This window comes from Clavibacter michiganensis subsp. insidiosus (assembly GCF_002240565.1).
Taxonomy (GTDB): domain Bacteria; phylum Actinomycetota; class Actinomycetes; order Actinomycetales; family Microbacteriaceae; genus Clavibacter; species Clavibacter insidiosus.
The window spans coordinates 93242-107679 of record NZ_MZMO01000001.1 but is presented as its reverse complement, the minus strand read 5'-3'; the positions used below and the strand labels follow the sequence as shown (position 1 = coordinate 107679).

The window sequence follows — 14438 nt, the reverse complement described above, 5'->3', positions numbered from 1 at the left end:
TTTCTGGTCAGGTCGTGCGGGTGATGCCGAGGTGCGCGGATCGTGCTCGCGCGGTTCGTGCGTGGAGACGGTGCCTCCGGTGATGTCAGGGGGCCGTCCGGGAGGACGGGTGGTGCGGCGCCGGGTCGCGGACGACGGGGGCGGATGCGACGCGCGTCGTGCGGATGCCGTCTCGCGCCCGGTCGGATCGAGGACCAGCCGGTGTCGGCGGAGGTCCGGTGTCACGGTGGTGAGCGGCGGCGCGCGATGCGCGGTCACCAGCGAGTCTCCCATGCCCGCGCCGCGCAGTCCGCCCGGCACCCCGTGCGCCCGCCCGAGGATCCGAGGTGACGCCAACCCTCCCCCTGCGTTAGGGTTGCGTCCAGGAGCCCCGCTCCGATCCCCTTCCCCCTCCTCCGGCAGCCCGCGTGGCGGCCGCATCACCCGCGCGACGACGCGCCCACGACCTCACCCGAGCGGGCGCGACGCCCGCGACAGAACGGAGCCCTCCATGGCCTCATCCGCATCCCTCCCGACCGCCGCCCCGGCGCCGGCGGTCCGTCCGCCCAGCCCGACCGTCCTCGAGGCGCTGCGGAGCCCGCGCCTCCTCAGCCGCGAGGTGCTGGCGGGCCTCGTCGTCGCCCTCGCGCTCATCCCCGAGGCCATCTCGTTCTCGATCATCGCCGGGGTCGACCCGCGCGTCGGCCTGTTCTCGTCGTTCGTCATGGCCGTCTCGATCGCGTTCCTCGGCGGGCGCCCCGCCATGATCACCGCGGCCACGGGCGCCGTCGCCCTCGTCGTCGCGCCGGTCGTGCGCGACCACGGCCTCGACTACCTCATCGCCACGGTGATCCTCGGCGGGCTCCTGCAGATCGTGCTCGGCCTGCTCGGCGTCGCGAAGCTCATGCGCTTCGTGCCGCGCAGCGTGATGGTCGGCTTCGTCAACGCGCTCGCGATCCTCATCTTCTCCGCGCAGATCCCGAACCTCGTGGGCGTGCCGTGGCTCGTCTACCCGCTGGTGGCGGTGGGCATCGTGATCATGGTCGTGATGCCGCGCCTCACGAAGGCCGTGCCCGCGCCGCTCATCGCGATCGTGGTGATCACCGTCGCCGTCGTCGCCACCGCGCTCGCCGTGCCGACCGTGGGCGACGAGGGCGCGCTGCCCGACAGCCTGCCGACGCTCTTCATCCCGGACGTGCCGCTCACGTTCGACACGCTGCGGATCATCGCGCCGTACGCGCTCGCTGTCGCGCTCGTCGGCATCCTCGAGTCGCTGATGACCGCCAAGCTCGTCGACGACATCACCGACACCCCCTCGCGCAAGACCCGCGAGACGCTCGGCCAGGGCGGCGCCAACATCCTCTCGGGGCTCTTCGGCGGCATGGGCGGCTGCGCGATGATCGGCCAGACGATGATCAACGTGAAGGCGTCCGGCGCCCGCACCCGCATCTCCACGTTCCTCGCGGGCGTCTTCCTGCTGATCCTCGTGGTGGGCCTCGGCGACGTCGTCGCGATCATCCCGATGGCCGCGCTCGTGGCCGTGATGATCATGGTCTCGGTCGGCACGTTTGACTGGCACAGCATCCGGCCGTCGACGCTGCGCCGCATGCCGGTCGGCGAGACGCTCGTGATGGTGCTCACGGTGATCGTCGTGGTCCTCACCGACAACCTCGCGATCGGCGTCATCATCGGCGTGATCGCCGCGATGATCGTGTTCGCCCGCCGCGTCGCGCACTTCGCCACGGTCGAGCGCACGGAGCGCACCGACGAGGACGGCGCCCCGGTCGCGCACTACGCCGTGATCGGCGAGCTGTTCTTCGCCTCCAGCAACGACCTCACCACGCAGTTCGACTACGCGGGCGACCCGGAGCGCGTCGTGATCGACATGACCGGATCCCACGTGTGGGACGCCTCCACGGTCGCCGCGCTCGACGCCATCACCTACAAGTACGAGCGCCACGGCAAGCGCGCCGTCATCAGCGGGATGAACGACTCGTCCGCCGCCATGCACGGCCGCCTCGCGGGGGAGCTGGGCGGCGGGCACTGACCGCCACGCTCCGTCGGATGGCGCCTCATCGACCGGCGACCGCCCTCAGAGGGAGCCCCGCCGCCTGCGACTCCCGCTCGTCGCTCGCCTGTGGACCAGACCGGCGGGAGCATCACGCTCTGAGTTGGCTTGTCGCCATTCAGAAGATGGGGCGGATGCGCCCCGGGAGACGATCCCTGGTGCGCACTTCCGCATGATCCTCGTGTGGAGCGCGGGAACATGGAGAAGCACAAGAAGATCCTGGCGGCTGCGATGGTCACGGCCGCGATGATCGGCCCTGCGTCCGGGGCGCAGGCAGCGACGCGCGCCAGTACGGGCACGCCGACAGACCTCGGAGACGAGAAGCTGAGCGCGACCACCATCGCGCTGTGCAACGCCGGACTCGGTGACGTCAGCGTCCAGTCCTGGGATGTGAGGGCAGGGCATCTCGACATGTTCTGCGGGGACAAGGACGGTGACGACACGGGGGTGAGTGGCCACAACCACATCCGCGATCGCCACCAAGGGGACTGGCAGGCGATCGTGGACAGCGCCGGAGGAGGCGGGAACTGGACGATCTCATGATGTTCATGACGGATCAATCCATTCACGCTGACGATCCGGAAGCGGAAGGCGACAGCAAGCTGTGCTGCTCGACGTCCATCGAGATCCACGATGAGGATGGTGCTCTCCTGGGCGTCTACAACCCGACGGTCATCGTGTCTGCGAACACTCGGAAGGTCATCACCTCGTATCCGACCATCGTCCCGGATTGCGCAGGCGTCCGTGATTGAGGAGCGAGCAGGTGCAGGTCGACGTGCTCTCCGCCTCTCCGTCGACTACGGCCAGAGATGGCCGCTGGACGACGGCATCGGAGTCGGGCCGCCTGTGGCGTGGGACGAGGTGATCACGCCGGAGCTGAAGCAGCGGTTGGTCGACTGGGCGACGTTCTTCCGGCAGCATGCCGATGAGGAGACGGGCTTGTTCGGGTCCGAGGAGCGGCGTCGCTGGTTTCAACGCGAGGGGTTCCGCCTCCTGAAGGAGCTGCAGGCGCAGGCCGGAGATCGCTTCGACTTCACCATCGACCTCTGGTTCTGACGGGTGGCACCGAGGGGCGGATGCGGAGGACCGTCGCATCCGCCCCTGCGGCGACGGGACGGGGCCGCGGCGCCGACGACTCTCGACATCGTGGGCCCACCCGAGTGACCCGCTGGGACGCCTCGACGGTCGCCGCCCTCGGCGCCGGGATCAGCGTCCGCGATCGGTGTCCCGGCGAGGGCCGAGGCCGCCCAGCCTGCTCCGATCCCGAGCAGCGGAGGCCGCTCGGGGCCGGGGAGCCGCAGGGACGACCACCCTCTCGAGCATCGTGCACAGGGGAGTCAGGTCACGGCTCTCGGACGCGATGCGCGACGCCCGGTCGTTCTCCGCGCCGGACACGCGACGCCAGTCCAGCACCCGCCCGGCATCCCGAGCCACGCGATCCCAGAAGAGCCTCTGAGTCCGCCGGTTCCCCTCAGCGAAGGGGTGGATGTAGTTGAGCTGGTCGTAGTGATGCGCGAGCCTCTGCACGAACCGCCGGCGGTCGAGTCCCCGGAGCATGTCGTCCGCGCGGAGCTCCTCCGCCGTGAAGGAGGCCGCCCGGTCGATCATCGAGACCGGGAGGAAGAACTCCGCGCCCTCCGCGTCCTTGCGGATGTCGACGGTGCGGATCTCCCCGGCCCAGCCGTACACGTCGGCGAACAGGCCCCGGTGGATCGCCCGGAGCTCCGCGAGGTCTCCCGTGGGACGCGGCGGTCGGGTCAGCAGCTCGATCATCGCGGCGAAGGAGAGGTCGCCCTCCGCCCGGTCGAGCTCGGCGCGCGTGCGCGCGCCCACGCGGTTGCGGAGGATCCCCGTCGCCGGGTCCACGTACGGATCGACGAAGCCGTCCATCGCGCGTGGGTCAGCCGATGCCGTAGCGGGCGCGGACGCGCTCGCGCAGCTCCGCCGCGTCGATGTGCCCCGCGATGTACTCGCCGGCGTCCTCCGACGTGCCGGGGGTGAGGTGAAGCCCCTCCATCTCGCCGCTGTGCGCGGCGTCCTCCACCCGGCGGCGGCGCTCCTCGCGCCCGGCGCCCTCCCGATCCTCCGGCATCCGCACTCCGATCCTCGATGCCCGATCGTACCGGCGCGACCCCGGCGGAACCGAGGCCGCTCGATATCGTGGGCCCACCCGCGTGACCCGCGCGGCGTCCCAGGAGGAGCCCCCATGAGCAGCTACGCCGTCACCGATCCGACCACCGGCGAGACCGTCGCCGAGCATCCCGAGATCACCGACCAGGAGCTGCAGGAGGCGATCGCCGCCGCCGAGGGCGCGTACCGCGGCTGGTCGCGCCGCACCACGGTCGCCGAGCGGGCCGCCCTCGTCGCCCGCGTCGCCGAGCTGCACGTGGAGCGCCGGGACGAGCTGGCCCGGATCATCGTGCGCGAGATGGGCAAGCCGCTCGACCAGGCGCTCGGCGAGGTCGACTTCGCGGCCGACATCCAGGCGTACTACGCGCGCAACGCGGAGGAGTTCCTCGCCGACGAGGCCATCGAGCTCGCCGACGGCACCGGATCCGCGTTCGTCCGCCGGTCGGGCCTCGGCGTGCTGCTCGGGATCATGCCGTGGAACTTCCCCTACTACCAGGTGGCCCGGTTCGCGGCACCGGCCATCGTCACGGGCAACGCGATCCTGCTCAAGCACGCGCCGCAGTGCCCGGAGTCGGCTGCGGCGATCCAGCGGATGTACCGCGACGCGGCCGCGGAGCTCGGCGCCGACCCGGGCGTCTACGTGAGCGTGCTCGCGTCGAACGCGCAGATCGAGGACGTGATCGCCGACCCGCGCGTGCAGGGCGTCTCCGTCACGGGATCCGAGCGGGCGGGCGCCGCCGTCGCCGAGATCGCGGGCCGGCACCTCAAGAAGGTCGTGCTGGAGCTCGGCGGATCCGACCCCTTCCTGCTCCTGTCGACCGACGACCTCGACGCGGCCGTCACCGACGCCGTGGCCGCGCGCCTCGACAACAACGGCCAGTCCTGCAACGGCGCCAAGCGCTTCCTCGTGATCGACCACCTCTACGACGACTTCGCCGCGCGCTTCACGGCCGAGCTCACGGCGGCGCAGCCCGCGGATCCGATGGCCGACGGCACCCTGCTCGGCCCGCTCTCCTCGCGCGCGGCCACCGAGCGGCTCGCCGAGCAGCTGGCCCGCGCCGTGGACCAGGGCGCGACCGTGCTCGCGAGCGGCGAGCCCGACGGCAACCTCTTCCCGCCCGCGGTGCTCGCCGACGTGACGCCCGAGATGGACGCCTACCGCGAGGAGTTCTTCGGCCCCGTCGCCGCGCTCTACCGCGTCTCCTCCGAGGAGGAGGCGATCGCGCTCGCCAACGACACCCCGTTCGGCCTCGGCTCCTACGTGTACACGACGGATCCGGAGCAGGCCATGCGGGTCGCGGACGGCATCGACGCGGGCATGGTCTGGGTCAACCTCGTGCTGGGCGACGCGGCCGAGCTGCCCTTCGGCGGCGTGAAGCGCTCGGGCTCGGGCCGCGAGCTCGGCCGCCACGCGGTCGACGAGTTCGCGAACCGGAAGCTGATCCGGATCGCGTGAGGGACCGCGCTACCGGGCGGGGTGCGACGGGGGCGCGCAGCCGACCGTGAGGCGTGGGCCGCGAATACCCTCCACCCATGACGGATCCGCACGACACCGCACTCCGCCCGCGATCCCGGGCCTGGCGGCTCGGCTGGCTGAGCCTCATCGGGCCGGTGGGCGTCGTCGCGTCGATCTCGGCCGCGTACCTGGTCCTCCAGCCGCAGCTCCTGATCGGGGCGTTCCCGTTCTCGGCGGCGTCGATCGTCACGTTCGTGATCGGGATCGTGGGCGTCCGGCGGGGGATCGGCGACGCTCGGCGGCACCCCGCGGAGCGGCCGCGCCTCATCGGGGGCGGCATCGCGGTGGCCTCCGTCGGGCTGCTCGCGTCCGGTGCCGTCGTGCTCGTGATCGGCGGGATCCTCTACGAGCTCTCGCAGTACTAGCTGCCTCGCCGCCGCGCCCGGACCGCTCAGGCGCCGTGCGTCGCCGACGGCCCCCGGCGGGCGGACACGGCCGCGTCGAGCCCGGCGGCGATGACGTCCGCCGGATCCGGGAGCGCGCAGATCACGCGGGCGAGCTCCCGGCTCCGCGCGCGGTAGGACGGCGTGGTCAGCACGTCGCGCACGGCACGCCGGATGGCCTCCGGCCGCGGGGTGCCCGTCCGCAGGTCCCGGCCGCACCCGGCCCAGGCGACGCGGGCCGCGACCTCGGGCTTGTCCTCGGTGGATCCCGCGACCACCAGCGGCAGGCCGTGCGCCAGCATCCGCTGCACGCCGCCGAACCCGCCGTTCGTCACGACCGCGTCGCAGAGCGGCAGGAGCAGGTCGTGGGGGACGGACACCGCCGCGCGCGCGTTGGCGGGGAGGGGGCCGCCGAACGCGCGCTCCAGCTCCTCGACCGGGCGCCCGCCCGTGGTCGCGACGACGAGCACGTCCTCGTCCGCGAGGGCGCGCAGGGTCGGGGCGATGAGCCGGCCGGGATCCGCGTTGTCGATGGTGCCCTGGGTGACGTGCACGACCGGGCGTCCGTCCTGCAGGTCGGACCACCATTCGGGCAGCGCCGCGTCGTGCGCGCGGCCCACCGCATCCCGCAGCGGCCCGACGAAGCGCACCGTGTCGGGCAGCTCGCGGCGCGGGTACTCGAGGGCGGGGACGCTCAGCTGGAAGAGCTCGTCGAAGGAGAGGTAGGGGAAGTCGAAGGTGTCCGTGCGCGAGGGCGCCGCGCCGATCTCGGCCAGCACGGCGTCGACCGCGCGCCGGAGCGGGCGGGTGAGCGCGGGACGGACCGCCGCCGTCAGCGCCCGGTCGCGGAGATGGCCGAGCGGCCCGCGACCGGGTGGGAGGGCCGCGCCGAAGGGCGCCGCGTCGACGCTCGTGAGCGTCACGGGCGTGGTCGCCAGCCCCAGGACGGGGAGGCGGTCGGCCCGCGGGAGCTCGACGTAGGGCGCGACCCCGGTGAACGCCGACTCGCTGAGCACCGCGTCGAAGCGGCCCTCCTCCAGGAGCGCGCGCAGGGCGCGGTGCTGCCCGGGGATCACCCGGACGAACATGGCGATCATGCCCTTCCGGATCGCCGCGACGCCGCGCGCGGCGTTGGCCTCGCCGAGCAGGCCGTCCAGGTCCGCGTCGTCGAAGTCGACGTCCTCCGGCAGGGGGGCGAATCGCAGCCCGGCGTCGCTGACCAGCTCGCGGTACTTCGCGCCCGTCAGCAGGGTGATGTCGTTCCCGCGGGCGGCGAGCCCGCGGCCGACGGCGACGAGCGGCGCGAGGTGGCCGTAGATGGGCGGGGCGCAGAGCAGGTAGGAGGGCATGGCGGGGCTTCCGTTCGGAGGTGGTGCGCGCCGGTCGGCGGCGCGTCGCCGGGACGGGGCGGGGCAGGGCGGGTGGAGGTGGGCGGGACCGCGGCTCAGACGCAGGCGGCGAGGACGGGAGCGGGCTCGACCGGATCCGCGAGCAGGAGCCGATGCAGCCCGACCGTGCCCGACACGAGGGACGTGCCGACGACGAGGGCGGCCACGCACGCGGCGCCGACGGCGGCGACCGCGCAGACGAGGGGCAGCCGGCGGTGCAGGGGACGACGCATGCGGGGACTCCTCGGTCGGGTGCGCGGGGAGCCCGCGGTCAGGTGCTGCACGGTAGCGAGCGGCCCCGGGATGTCAGCCGATCTGTCCACACGGAGCGCACCGCGGCGGGTCCGGGAGGCCGCGCGTGTCGCCGTGTGACGCGCCCGTTCGCGGGGGCGACCGAGCGGGCGGCACCATGGCCCGCATGGTGGAGGTCACGACGGCGCCGATCGAGGAGATCCGCGGCCAGCGCACGAGCATCAAGTGGACGCGGTTCCCCGCGGACGTGTTGCCCCTGTTCGTGGCCGAGATGGACTACGCGATCGCCGAGCCCGTCGTCGAGGAGCTGGTGCGGCGCGTGCGCGCGTCCGACGTCGGCTACCTCGACGGCCCCGGCCCGCTCGCGCCCGCGTTCGCCCGGTTCGCCCGCGAGCGCTGGGGCTGGATCGTCGACGAGTCCCGCGTGCGCATCGCCACCGACGTGAGCGTCGGCATCGTCGAGACGCTGCGGCTCGCGGTGCCGCGCGGCGGCCGCGTCGTCGTCACGCCGCCCGTGTACCCGCCGTTCTTCGAGCTGGTGGAGGAGGCCGGCGCGCGCGTCGAGGAGGTGCCGCTCCTGGTGTCCGACGGCCGCGCCTCCCTCGACCTCCAGGGGCTCGAGCGCGCGTTCGCGTCCGGGGTCGACGCGTTCCTCCTCTGCAACCCGCACAACCCCATGGGGCTCGTGCACGACGCCCGGACCCTCGCGGCCGTCGCGCGGCTGGCCGCCCGCCACGACGTGCTCGTCATCAGCGACGAGGTGCACGCGCCGCTCACGCTCCCGGGCGCGACCTTCACGCCGTTCGCGCCGCTGGCGGAGTCGCTCGGCGCCAGCTCCGTGTGCGTCACGTCGGCGAGCAAGGGCTGGAACCTCGCGGGCGCCAAGTGCTCGCTCGTCATCGCGGGGGATCCGCGCACCCACGAGCTCCTCGACGGCCTCGTCGAGGAGGTGGCCTGTCGCACGAGCATCCTCGGGCTGCACGCGAACGTCGTCGCGTTCTCCTGTACCGACTGGCTCGACGATGCCATCGCCCGAATCGTCGCGAACGACCGCCTCCTCGCCTCCCTCCTCGCCGAGCACCTGCCCGGCGTCGTCCACCACCGCCCCGCCGCCGGCTACCTCGCCTGGCTCGACCTCCGCCCGCTCGGCCTCGGCGCCGATCCCGCCGCGGTGCTGCTCGAGCGGGCTCGAGTCGCCCTCAACGCCGGCCACTGCTACGGCACCGGGGGCGCCGGCCACGCGCGCCTCAACCTCGCCTGCGATCCCGACGTGCTGCGGGAGGCCGTCCGGCGGATCGCGGCGGCCGTCGGATCCGGCCGGGCCGTCGATCCCGGCCCCGCGCCCGCTGCCGCCGCGCCCGCTGCCGCGTCACTGCCGGCCGCCCCGCCCGACCCCCTGCGCGCATCCGCCCCCGCCCGCATCCCCGCCCCGACCCGCGCCGTCATCCACCGAGGAGCACCCGCATGACCGACCGCGTCCTGACCACGCACGCCGGCAGCCTTCCGCGCACGCCCGAGCTGACCCGGCTGCTCGTCGCCCGCGACCAGCGGCGCGCGTTCGACGTGGAGGAGCTCGCGGAGGTCACCGCGTCGGCCGTCGCCGACACCGTGCGCCGGCAGCTCGAGACCGGCCTCGACATCGTCAACGACGGCGAGGTGCCGCGCGTCGGCTTCTCGACCTACGTGCTCGAGCGCATCGACGGGTTCGGCGGCGCCGGGCACCGGAAGCCCACGCTCGACTCGATCAGGTTCCCCGAGTACGCCGCGTTCCAGGCGAAGCAGATCGTGGAGGGGGCCGACGTCGCGCGGGTCTGGGATCCGCCGGTCGCGCAGGGCCTGCTCGAGTACGACCCCGCGCTCGCCGGGATCACGGAGGACCTCGACGGCTTCGACCGCGAGCTCGCCGCGCAGGCCGGCCGCGGCCTCGCACCCGCCGGCACGTTCTTCTCCGCGGCGACCCCGGGGATCGTGTCGACGACCCTGCTGCTCGACGCCGCCAACCCGCACTACGGCGACGACCGCGCCTACGTCTTCGCGCTCGCCGACCAGCTCAAGCTCGAGTACGACGCCATCGTCGCCCGCGGCCACACGCTGCAGCTCGACGCGCCCGACCTCGCGATGGAGCGGGTGATCCAGTTCGGCGACGCCACGCTCGAGGAGTTCCTCGCCGCGGTCGACCTGCACGTCGACGCGCTCAACCACGCGATCCGCGACATCCCGCGCGAGAAGGTGCGCCTCCACGTGTGCTGGGGCAACTGGCAGGGCCCGCACCAGGACGACGTGCCCGTGGACGTGCTGCTCCCGCACCTGTACCGGGCGAACGTGGGCGCGTTCAGCATCCCGCTCGGCAACCCCGCGCACCAGCACGAGGCGCCGTCGTTCCGCACGCACCCGCTGCCGGAGGCCGCCGTGCTCATCCCGGGCGTGGTGGACGTCACCACCAACTACCTGGAGCACCCGCAGGTCATCGCCAACCGGATCCTCGAGGTCGTCGACGCCGTGGGCGACCCGACCCGCGTGATCGCCGGCACCGACTGCGGCCTGTCGACCTTCGCGAGCTACGAGTTCGTCGCCACGGACGTGGCGTGGGCGAAGCTCGGCGCGCTCGTCGAGGGCGCGGCCATCGCCTCGCGTCGGGTGCTCGGCGCATGAGCGTCCTCGACGGGATCCGGCCGGCCGCACCGCGTGAGGACGCCGCCCCCGCCGGCGGCGCCCCGGTCGCCGTCGGCTTCACCACGCGCCAGGTGCACGCCGGATCCACGATCGACGGCGACCACGGCGCCCGCGTCTCGCCCGTGCACCTCAGCGCCGGCTTCGTCTTCGACAGCTTCGCCGAGGCCCGCGACCGCTTCGCCGGCGTCGACGAGGGCTACCTCTACACGCGCAACGGCAACCCGACCACCGACGAGGTCGAGAAGCGCCTCGCCGAGCTCGAGGGCGGCACCGAGGCGATCCTCCTCGCGAGCGGCCAGGCGGCGACCACGACGGCGCTGCTGTCGATCCTCCAGGCCGGCGACCGGATCCTCTCCTCGAGCAGCATCTACGAGGGCAACCGCGGCCTCTTCCGCCAGAACCTCGGGCGGCTCGGCATCGGCGTCGACTTCGTGGACGACCACCGCGACCTCGACGAGTGGGCCAGCCGGATCACGCCGGAGACGCGCGTGCTGTTCGGCGAGCCCATCCCGAACCCCAAGAACGACCTGCTCGACCTCGCCGGTATCGCCGACGTCGCGCACCGCCACGGCCTGCCGTTCGTGGTCGACGACACGCTCGCGACCCCGTACCTGCTGCGGCCCATCGAGTACGGGGCCGACGTCGTCGTGCACTCGACGAGCAAGTTCCTCGCGGGCCACGGCTCCGTGCTCGGCGGCGTGGTGGTCGACGGCGGATCCTTCGACTGGGCCGCCCGGCCCGACCTCTTCCCGCACCTGAACCAGCCCGAGCGCGCGTTCGGCGGCGCGAGCTGGGCCGACCGCTTCGGCCGCGGGGCGCTCGCCGCCTACGCCCGCGAGGTCGTGGCCTCCCGCTTCGGCCCGACGCCCGCGCCCTTCAGCTCGTTCCTGCTGCGGCAGGGGATCGAGACGCTGTCGCTGCGGGTCGAGCGCCATTCGGCCAACGCTCTCGCCGTCGCGCGCTTCCTGGAGGCGCGACCCGAGGTGTCGTCGGTCGACTACGCGGGGCTGGAGTCGAGCCCGTCGCACGACCTGGCGCTGAGGTACCTGCCGGACGGCCAGGGATCCGTGTTCTCGTTCACGCTCGCGGGCGGCGAGCCGGCCGCCGAGGCGTTCACCGATGCCGTGCAGCTGTTCAGCCGCATGACGCACCTCGGCGACGTGCGCTCGCTCGTGCTGCACCCGGCGTCCACCACGCACGCGGGCCGCACACCCGAGGAGCGCGACGCCGCGGGGATCTGGCCGGGGCTCCTCCGCGTCTCCATCGGCATCGAGGACATCGCCGACATCCTCCGCGACCTCGAGCGCGGCCTCGACGCGGCGCGCGCGATCGGGTCCTGACGATGGCCCGCCGCCAGCACCTCGGCTGGTTCCTGTCCCGCGGCTTCGGCCCGCAGGGCTGGGGCCACCCGTACCGCGAGTGGAACCACGACTGGACCCGCCCCGACCTCTACCAGCAGTCCGCGCGCGAGCTGGAGCAGGCCGGGTTCGAGCTCATCGTGATGGAGGACGCCGTCTCCCTCGGCTCGCCGGAGACGCTCGACCTCCGGGTGCGCGGCGCGTACGGCGGCCCCAAGCACGACCCGCTGCTGCTCGCGCCGTGGCTCTTCGCCGCCACCTCGCGGATCGGCCTGGTGCCGACGGTCAACGCCGGGATCACGCCGCCGTACCTCGCGGCCCGGCAGGCGCAGACGCTGCAGCACCTGAGCGCGGGGCGGTTCGGGATCAACCTCGTCACCGACGTCGGCAGCGCCCGGCACGTGGGCCTCGAACCGCTCTCGCACGACGGCGCGTACGACCGCGCCGACGAGTGGATGGAGGTGGTCCGCCGCCTCTGGCACAGCTGGGACGGCGGCGCGCTCGTCGAGGATCCGGCCACCGACCGCTTCGCCGACGGATCCCGGCTCGACGCGTTCCAGCACCGCGGCGCGCACTTCTCCGTCGACGGGCCGCTCAACGCCGTGCCCTCCGCGTTCGGCGACCCCGTCATCGTCTCGCCCGGCGGATCCCCGCGCGGCCTGTCCTTCGCCGGCACGCAGTCCGACGTGCAGCTCGGCCTCGCGCCGCTCGAGCCCGCGAAGCTGCTGGCCTACCGCGCCAAGGTGCTCGACGCGGCGGCCGCGCACGGCCGCGGGCCGGGCGACATCCGCGTCCTCTTCGTCGTGAAGCCCGAGATCGTGGCGAGCGAGGAGGAGGCGCGCCGGGTCGTGGACGCGTCGCGCCACCCGACCGACGCGCAGCTGCGGGCGATCGCGCTCGGCTGGTCGAGCGACCTGGAGACCGACCTCACGGGCCTCGACCTCGACCGCCCGGTGGACCGTGGCGTCTTCGGCGAGCACGTCTCGCACGGCACCATCGCGGGCCTCTACGGCGGCACCGATGACGCGCCGCTCCGCGAGCTGCTCACCCGGAAGGCGCGCAAGGGACTCGTCGCCGAGCGCGCCGGGTTCGTCGGCACGGCCGAGACGTTCGCCGACTTCGTCGAGGAGCTGGGCGACGACGCCGACAACGACGGCCTGCTCCTCTCGGGCGACCTCCACCCGGTCACGCTGCACCGCATGCTCGACGACCTCGTGCCCGTGCTCCGCCGCCGCGGGATCCTCCGCGACGAGCTGGCGCCGGGCGGGCTGCGGGCGAACCTGTTCGGGTGAGCCGCGCGCCACGCGTGCATCGCGTCGACCATTAATACCTCTACTAGTACTAAAGTTAATGATCACGCCGAGGGGGGACGGAGAGGAGTCGCTCGTGTCGTACGTCGAGCTCGCCTGGGACCCGCAGGACACCGCGCATCTCAGTCGCCGCGATCGCGCACCGGGCACCTATCGAGCATTCGTCCCCGACGAGCTGCCGACCACCCTCCCGCAGCTCGGGCGCGAAGCGGAGGATGCCGCGACCGACGCCCTCGCGGTGTTGGCGAGAGCCGACGAGCGGATCGGTCGCCGAGCCGGCTACCTCAACCACCTGCTCATCCGGTCGGAGAGCATCTCGTCGTCGTGGATCGAGGGCAACCGCGTCACGCCGAAGCGACTCGCGATCGCCGAGCTCCTGCAGCAGGGCACGCGGGTCGCCCTCGACGTCATCGCCAACGTGCGGGCCACCGAGGACGCGATCGCCACCCTCGCGGATCGACATCGCAGGATCACCGTCCCGGACTTCGAGGCCCTCCAGCACGTCATCGAGCCCTCGCTCGCCGAGGGGATCCGGACGGAGCAGAACTGGGTCGGGGGATCCGGCTGGTCCCCGCTCCGTGCGGACTTCGTGCCGCCGCCGCAGGGCGAGGTCCGTCGTCTCCTCGAGGATCTCGCCCGCTTCTGCACGGCCACGGAGGGCAACCCCGTCGTGCGGGCGGCCATCGCCCATGCCCAGTTCGAGACGATCCACCCCTTCATCGACGGGAACGGCCGCACGGGTCGCGCGCTCATCCACACGGTCCTGCGGCGGGGTGACGCGGCGCGGGACATCCTGATCCCCATCTCGACGGTCCTCTCCGCGGACGCGGACGCCTACATCGCGGGGCTCACCGCCTTCCGGGCGGGCCGCGTCGACGAGTGGGTGCGTGCCTTCGCCGAGGCTGCGGAGCTGGCCGCCGGCACCGCGGTGCGCCTCGCGGAGGACGTCGCCCGGCTCGACCAGGAGAGCGTGGAGCGACTCGTGGAGCATCGGCGGCAGGAGGGCCGGGCTCCTGCGCGACCTCGAGCGGACGCGGTCGTCCTGCGCATCCTCGGTCGGCTGGCCACCGACCCGGTCCTCACGGAGGAGAGCGCCGCACGCACCCATGGGGTGTCACGAGTTGCCGCGCACCGGGCGCTCACCCAACTGGCCGACGCGGGTGTCCTCGCGCGGAACAAGGACCAGAAGGGGCGCCTCGTCTGCTGGACGGCGGATCGCCATCTCGCGCTCGTGGCCCTCAGCGAGCGGAGCAACAGGGTCGGTGGCGGGGACACGGCCGCGAGGCGACCCCGCCAGGGTCCGCCGGCTCCCGAGGTGTCCGCGGTCGGACGCCTCCGGGGAACGGGCCCCTCGGAGGGTTGAGGGGCGCCGCGAGGGAGC

General features: G+C 73.4%; 15 protein-coding genes. 11 read left to right on the top strand and 4 right to left on the bottom strand.

Features of this window, described 5'->3' with window-relative positions; genetic code table 11:
• Positions 1-490 precede the first annotated feature (490 nt).
• The 4 genes from B5P21_RS00605 (at position 491) to B5P21_RS00590 (ending at position 3103) form a co-directional block, all read left to right on the top strand.
• On the top strand, positions 491-2026 hold the full coding sequence (locus tag B5P21_RS00605; protein ID WP_045526136.1) for a SulP family inorganic anion transporter: 1536 nt from the start codon (positions 491-493) through the stop codon (positions 2024-2026).
• A gap of 219 nt (positions 2027-2245) precedes the next feature.
• Positions 2246-2590: a hypothetical protein gene (locus B5P21_RS00600; RefSeq protein WP_133064142.1), complete on the top strand. Its 345-nt coding sequence runs from the start codon at positions 2246-2248 to the stop codon at positions 2588-2590.
• Positions 2590-2799, top strand: coding sequence for a hypothetical protein (locus tag B5P21_RS00595; RefSeq protein ID WP_045526140.1), 210 nt, complete (start codon positions 2590-2592; stop codon positions 2797-2799). The genes B5P21_RS00600 and B5P21_RS00595 overlap by 1 nt, the downstream gene beginning before the upstream one ends.
• 94 nt (positions 2800-2893) lie before the next feature.
• Positions 2894-3103 (top strand): hypothetical protein, encoded by a 210-nt coding sequence (locus tag B5P21_RS00590; RefSeq protein ID WP_045526142.1) that lies wholly within the window; start codon positions 2894-2896, stop codon positions 3101-3103.
• 150 nt (positions 3104-3253) lie between these two features.
• Here B5P21_RS00590 and B5P21_RS00585 read toward each other — a convergent pair whose 3' ends face one another.
• Both B5P21_RS00585 and B5P21_RS00580 read right to left on the bottom strand, forming a co-directional pair.
• Positions 3254-3937, bottom strand: a complete 684-nt coding sequence (locus B5P21_RS00585; RefSeq protein ID WP_045526144.1) for a Fic/DOC family protein — start codon at positions 3935-3937, stop codon at positions 3254-3256.
• Positions 3938-3947: 10 nt separating this feature from the next.
• Complete coding sequence (locus B5P21_RS00580; protein ID WP_045526145.1) at positions 3948-4139, bottom strand: antitoxin VbhA family protein; 192 nt, start codon at positions 4137-4139, stop codon at positions 3948-3950.
• 114 nt (positions 4140-4253) lie between these two features.
• Between B5P21_RS00580 and B5P21_RS00575 the strand changes: the two genes are divergently transcribed.
• Positions 4254-5633: an NAD-dependent succinate-semialdehyde dehydrogenase gene (locus tag B5P21_RS00575; protein WP_045526149.1), complete on the top strand. Its 1380-nt coding sequence runs from the start codon at positions 4254-4256 to the stop codon at positions 5631-5633.
• A 77-nt stretch (positions 5634-5710) separates the two neighbouring features.
• Positions 5711-6058 (top strand): hypothetical protein, encoded by a 348-nt coding sequence (locus B5P21_RS00570; protein ID WP_045526151.1) that lies wholly within the window; start codon positions 5711-5713, stop codon positions 6056-6058.
• Between the two features lie 26 nt (positions 6059-6084).
• Here B5P21_RS00570 and B5P21_RS00565 read toward each other — a convergent pair whose 3' ends face one another.
• Both B5P21_RS00565 and B5P21_RS16710 read right to left on the bottom strand, forming a co-directional pair.
• Positions 6085-7425 carry a nucleotide disphospho-sugar-binding domain-containing protein gene (locus tag B5P21_RS00565; protein ID WP_045526153.1) on the bottom strand — a complete coding sequence of 447 codons (1341 nt, stop codon included), beginning with the start codon at positions 7423-7425 and terminating at the stop codon, positions 6085-6087.
• Positions 7426-7520: 95 nt separating this feature from the next.
• Positions 7521-7697 (bottom strand): hypothetical protein, encoded by a 177-nt coding sequence (locus tag B5P21_RS16710; protein ID WP_158385344.1) that lies wholly within the window; start codon positions 7695-7697, stop codon positions 7521-7523.
• A 185-nt stretch (positions 7698-7882) separates the two neighbouring features.
• Here B5P21_RS16710 and B5P21_RS00560 point away from each other — a divergent pair, with 185 nt between their 5' ends.
• The 5 genes from B5P21_RS00560 to B5P21_RS00540 all read left to right on the top strand — a co-directional run bounded on the left by B5P21_RS00560 (position 7883) and on the right by B5P21_RS00540 (position 14420).
• The gene (locus B5P21_RS00560; protein WP_045530063.1) at positions 7883-9184 is read left to right on the top strand and encodes a MalY/PatB family protein; all 1302 of its coding nucleotides are present in this window, start codon (positions 7883-7885) and stop codon (positions 9182-9184) included.
• The gene (locus tag B5P21_RS00555; protein WP_094170641.1) at positions 9181-10368 is read left to right on the top strand and encodes a cobalamin-independent methionine synthase II family protein; all 1188 of its coding nucleotides are present in this window, start codon (positions 9181-9183) and stop codon (positions 10366-10368) included. The genes B5P21_RS00560 and B5P21_RS00555 overlap by 4 nt, the downstream gene beginning before the upstream one ends.
• A complete protein-coding gene (locus B5P21_RS00550) occupies positions 10365-11729 on the top strand; it encodes an O-acetylhomoserine aminocarboxypropyltransferase/cysteine synthase family protein (RefSeq protein ID WP_236688743.1) in 1365 nt (454 codons plus the stop codon). Before B5P21_RS00555 ends, B5P21_RS00550 begins: the two co-directional genes overlap by 4 nt.
• 2 nt (positions 11730-11731) lie before the next feature.
• The gene (locus tag B5P21_RS00545) at positions 11732-13039 is read left to right on the top strand and encodes an LLM class flavin-dependent oxidoreductase (RefSeq protein WP_045526156.1); all 1308 of its coding nucleotides are present in this window, start codon (positions 11732-11734) and stop codon (positions 13037-13039) included.
• A gap of 94 nt (positions 13040-13133) precedes the next feature.
• The gene (locus B5P21_RS00540; protein ID WP_045526157.1) at positions 13134-14420 is read left to right on the top strand and encodes a Fic family protein; all 1287 of its coding nucleotides are present in this window, start codon (positions 13134-13136) and stop codon (positions 14418-14420) included.
• Positions 14421-14438: the final 18 nt, after the last annotated feature.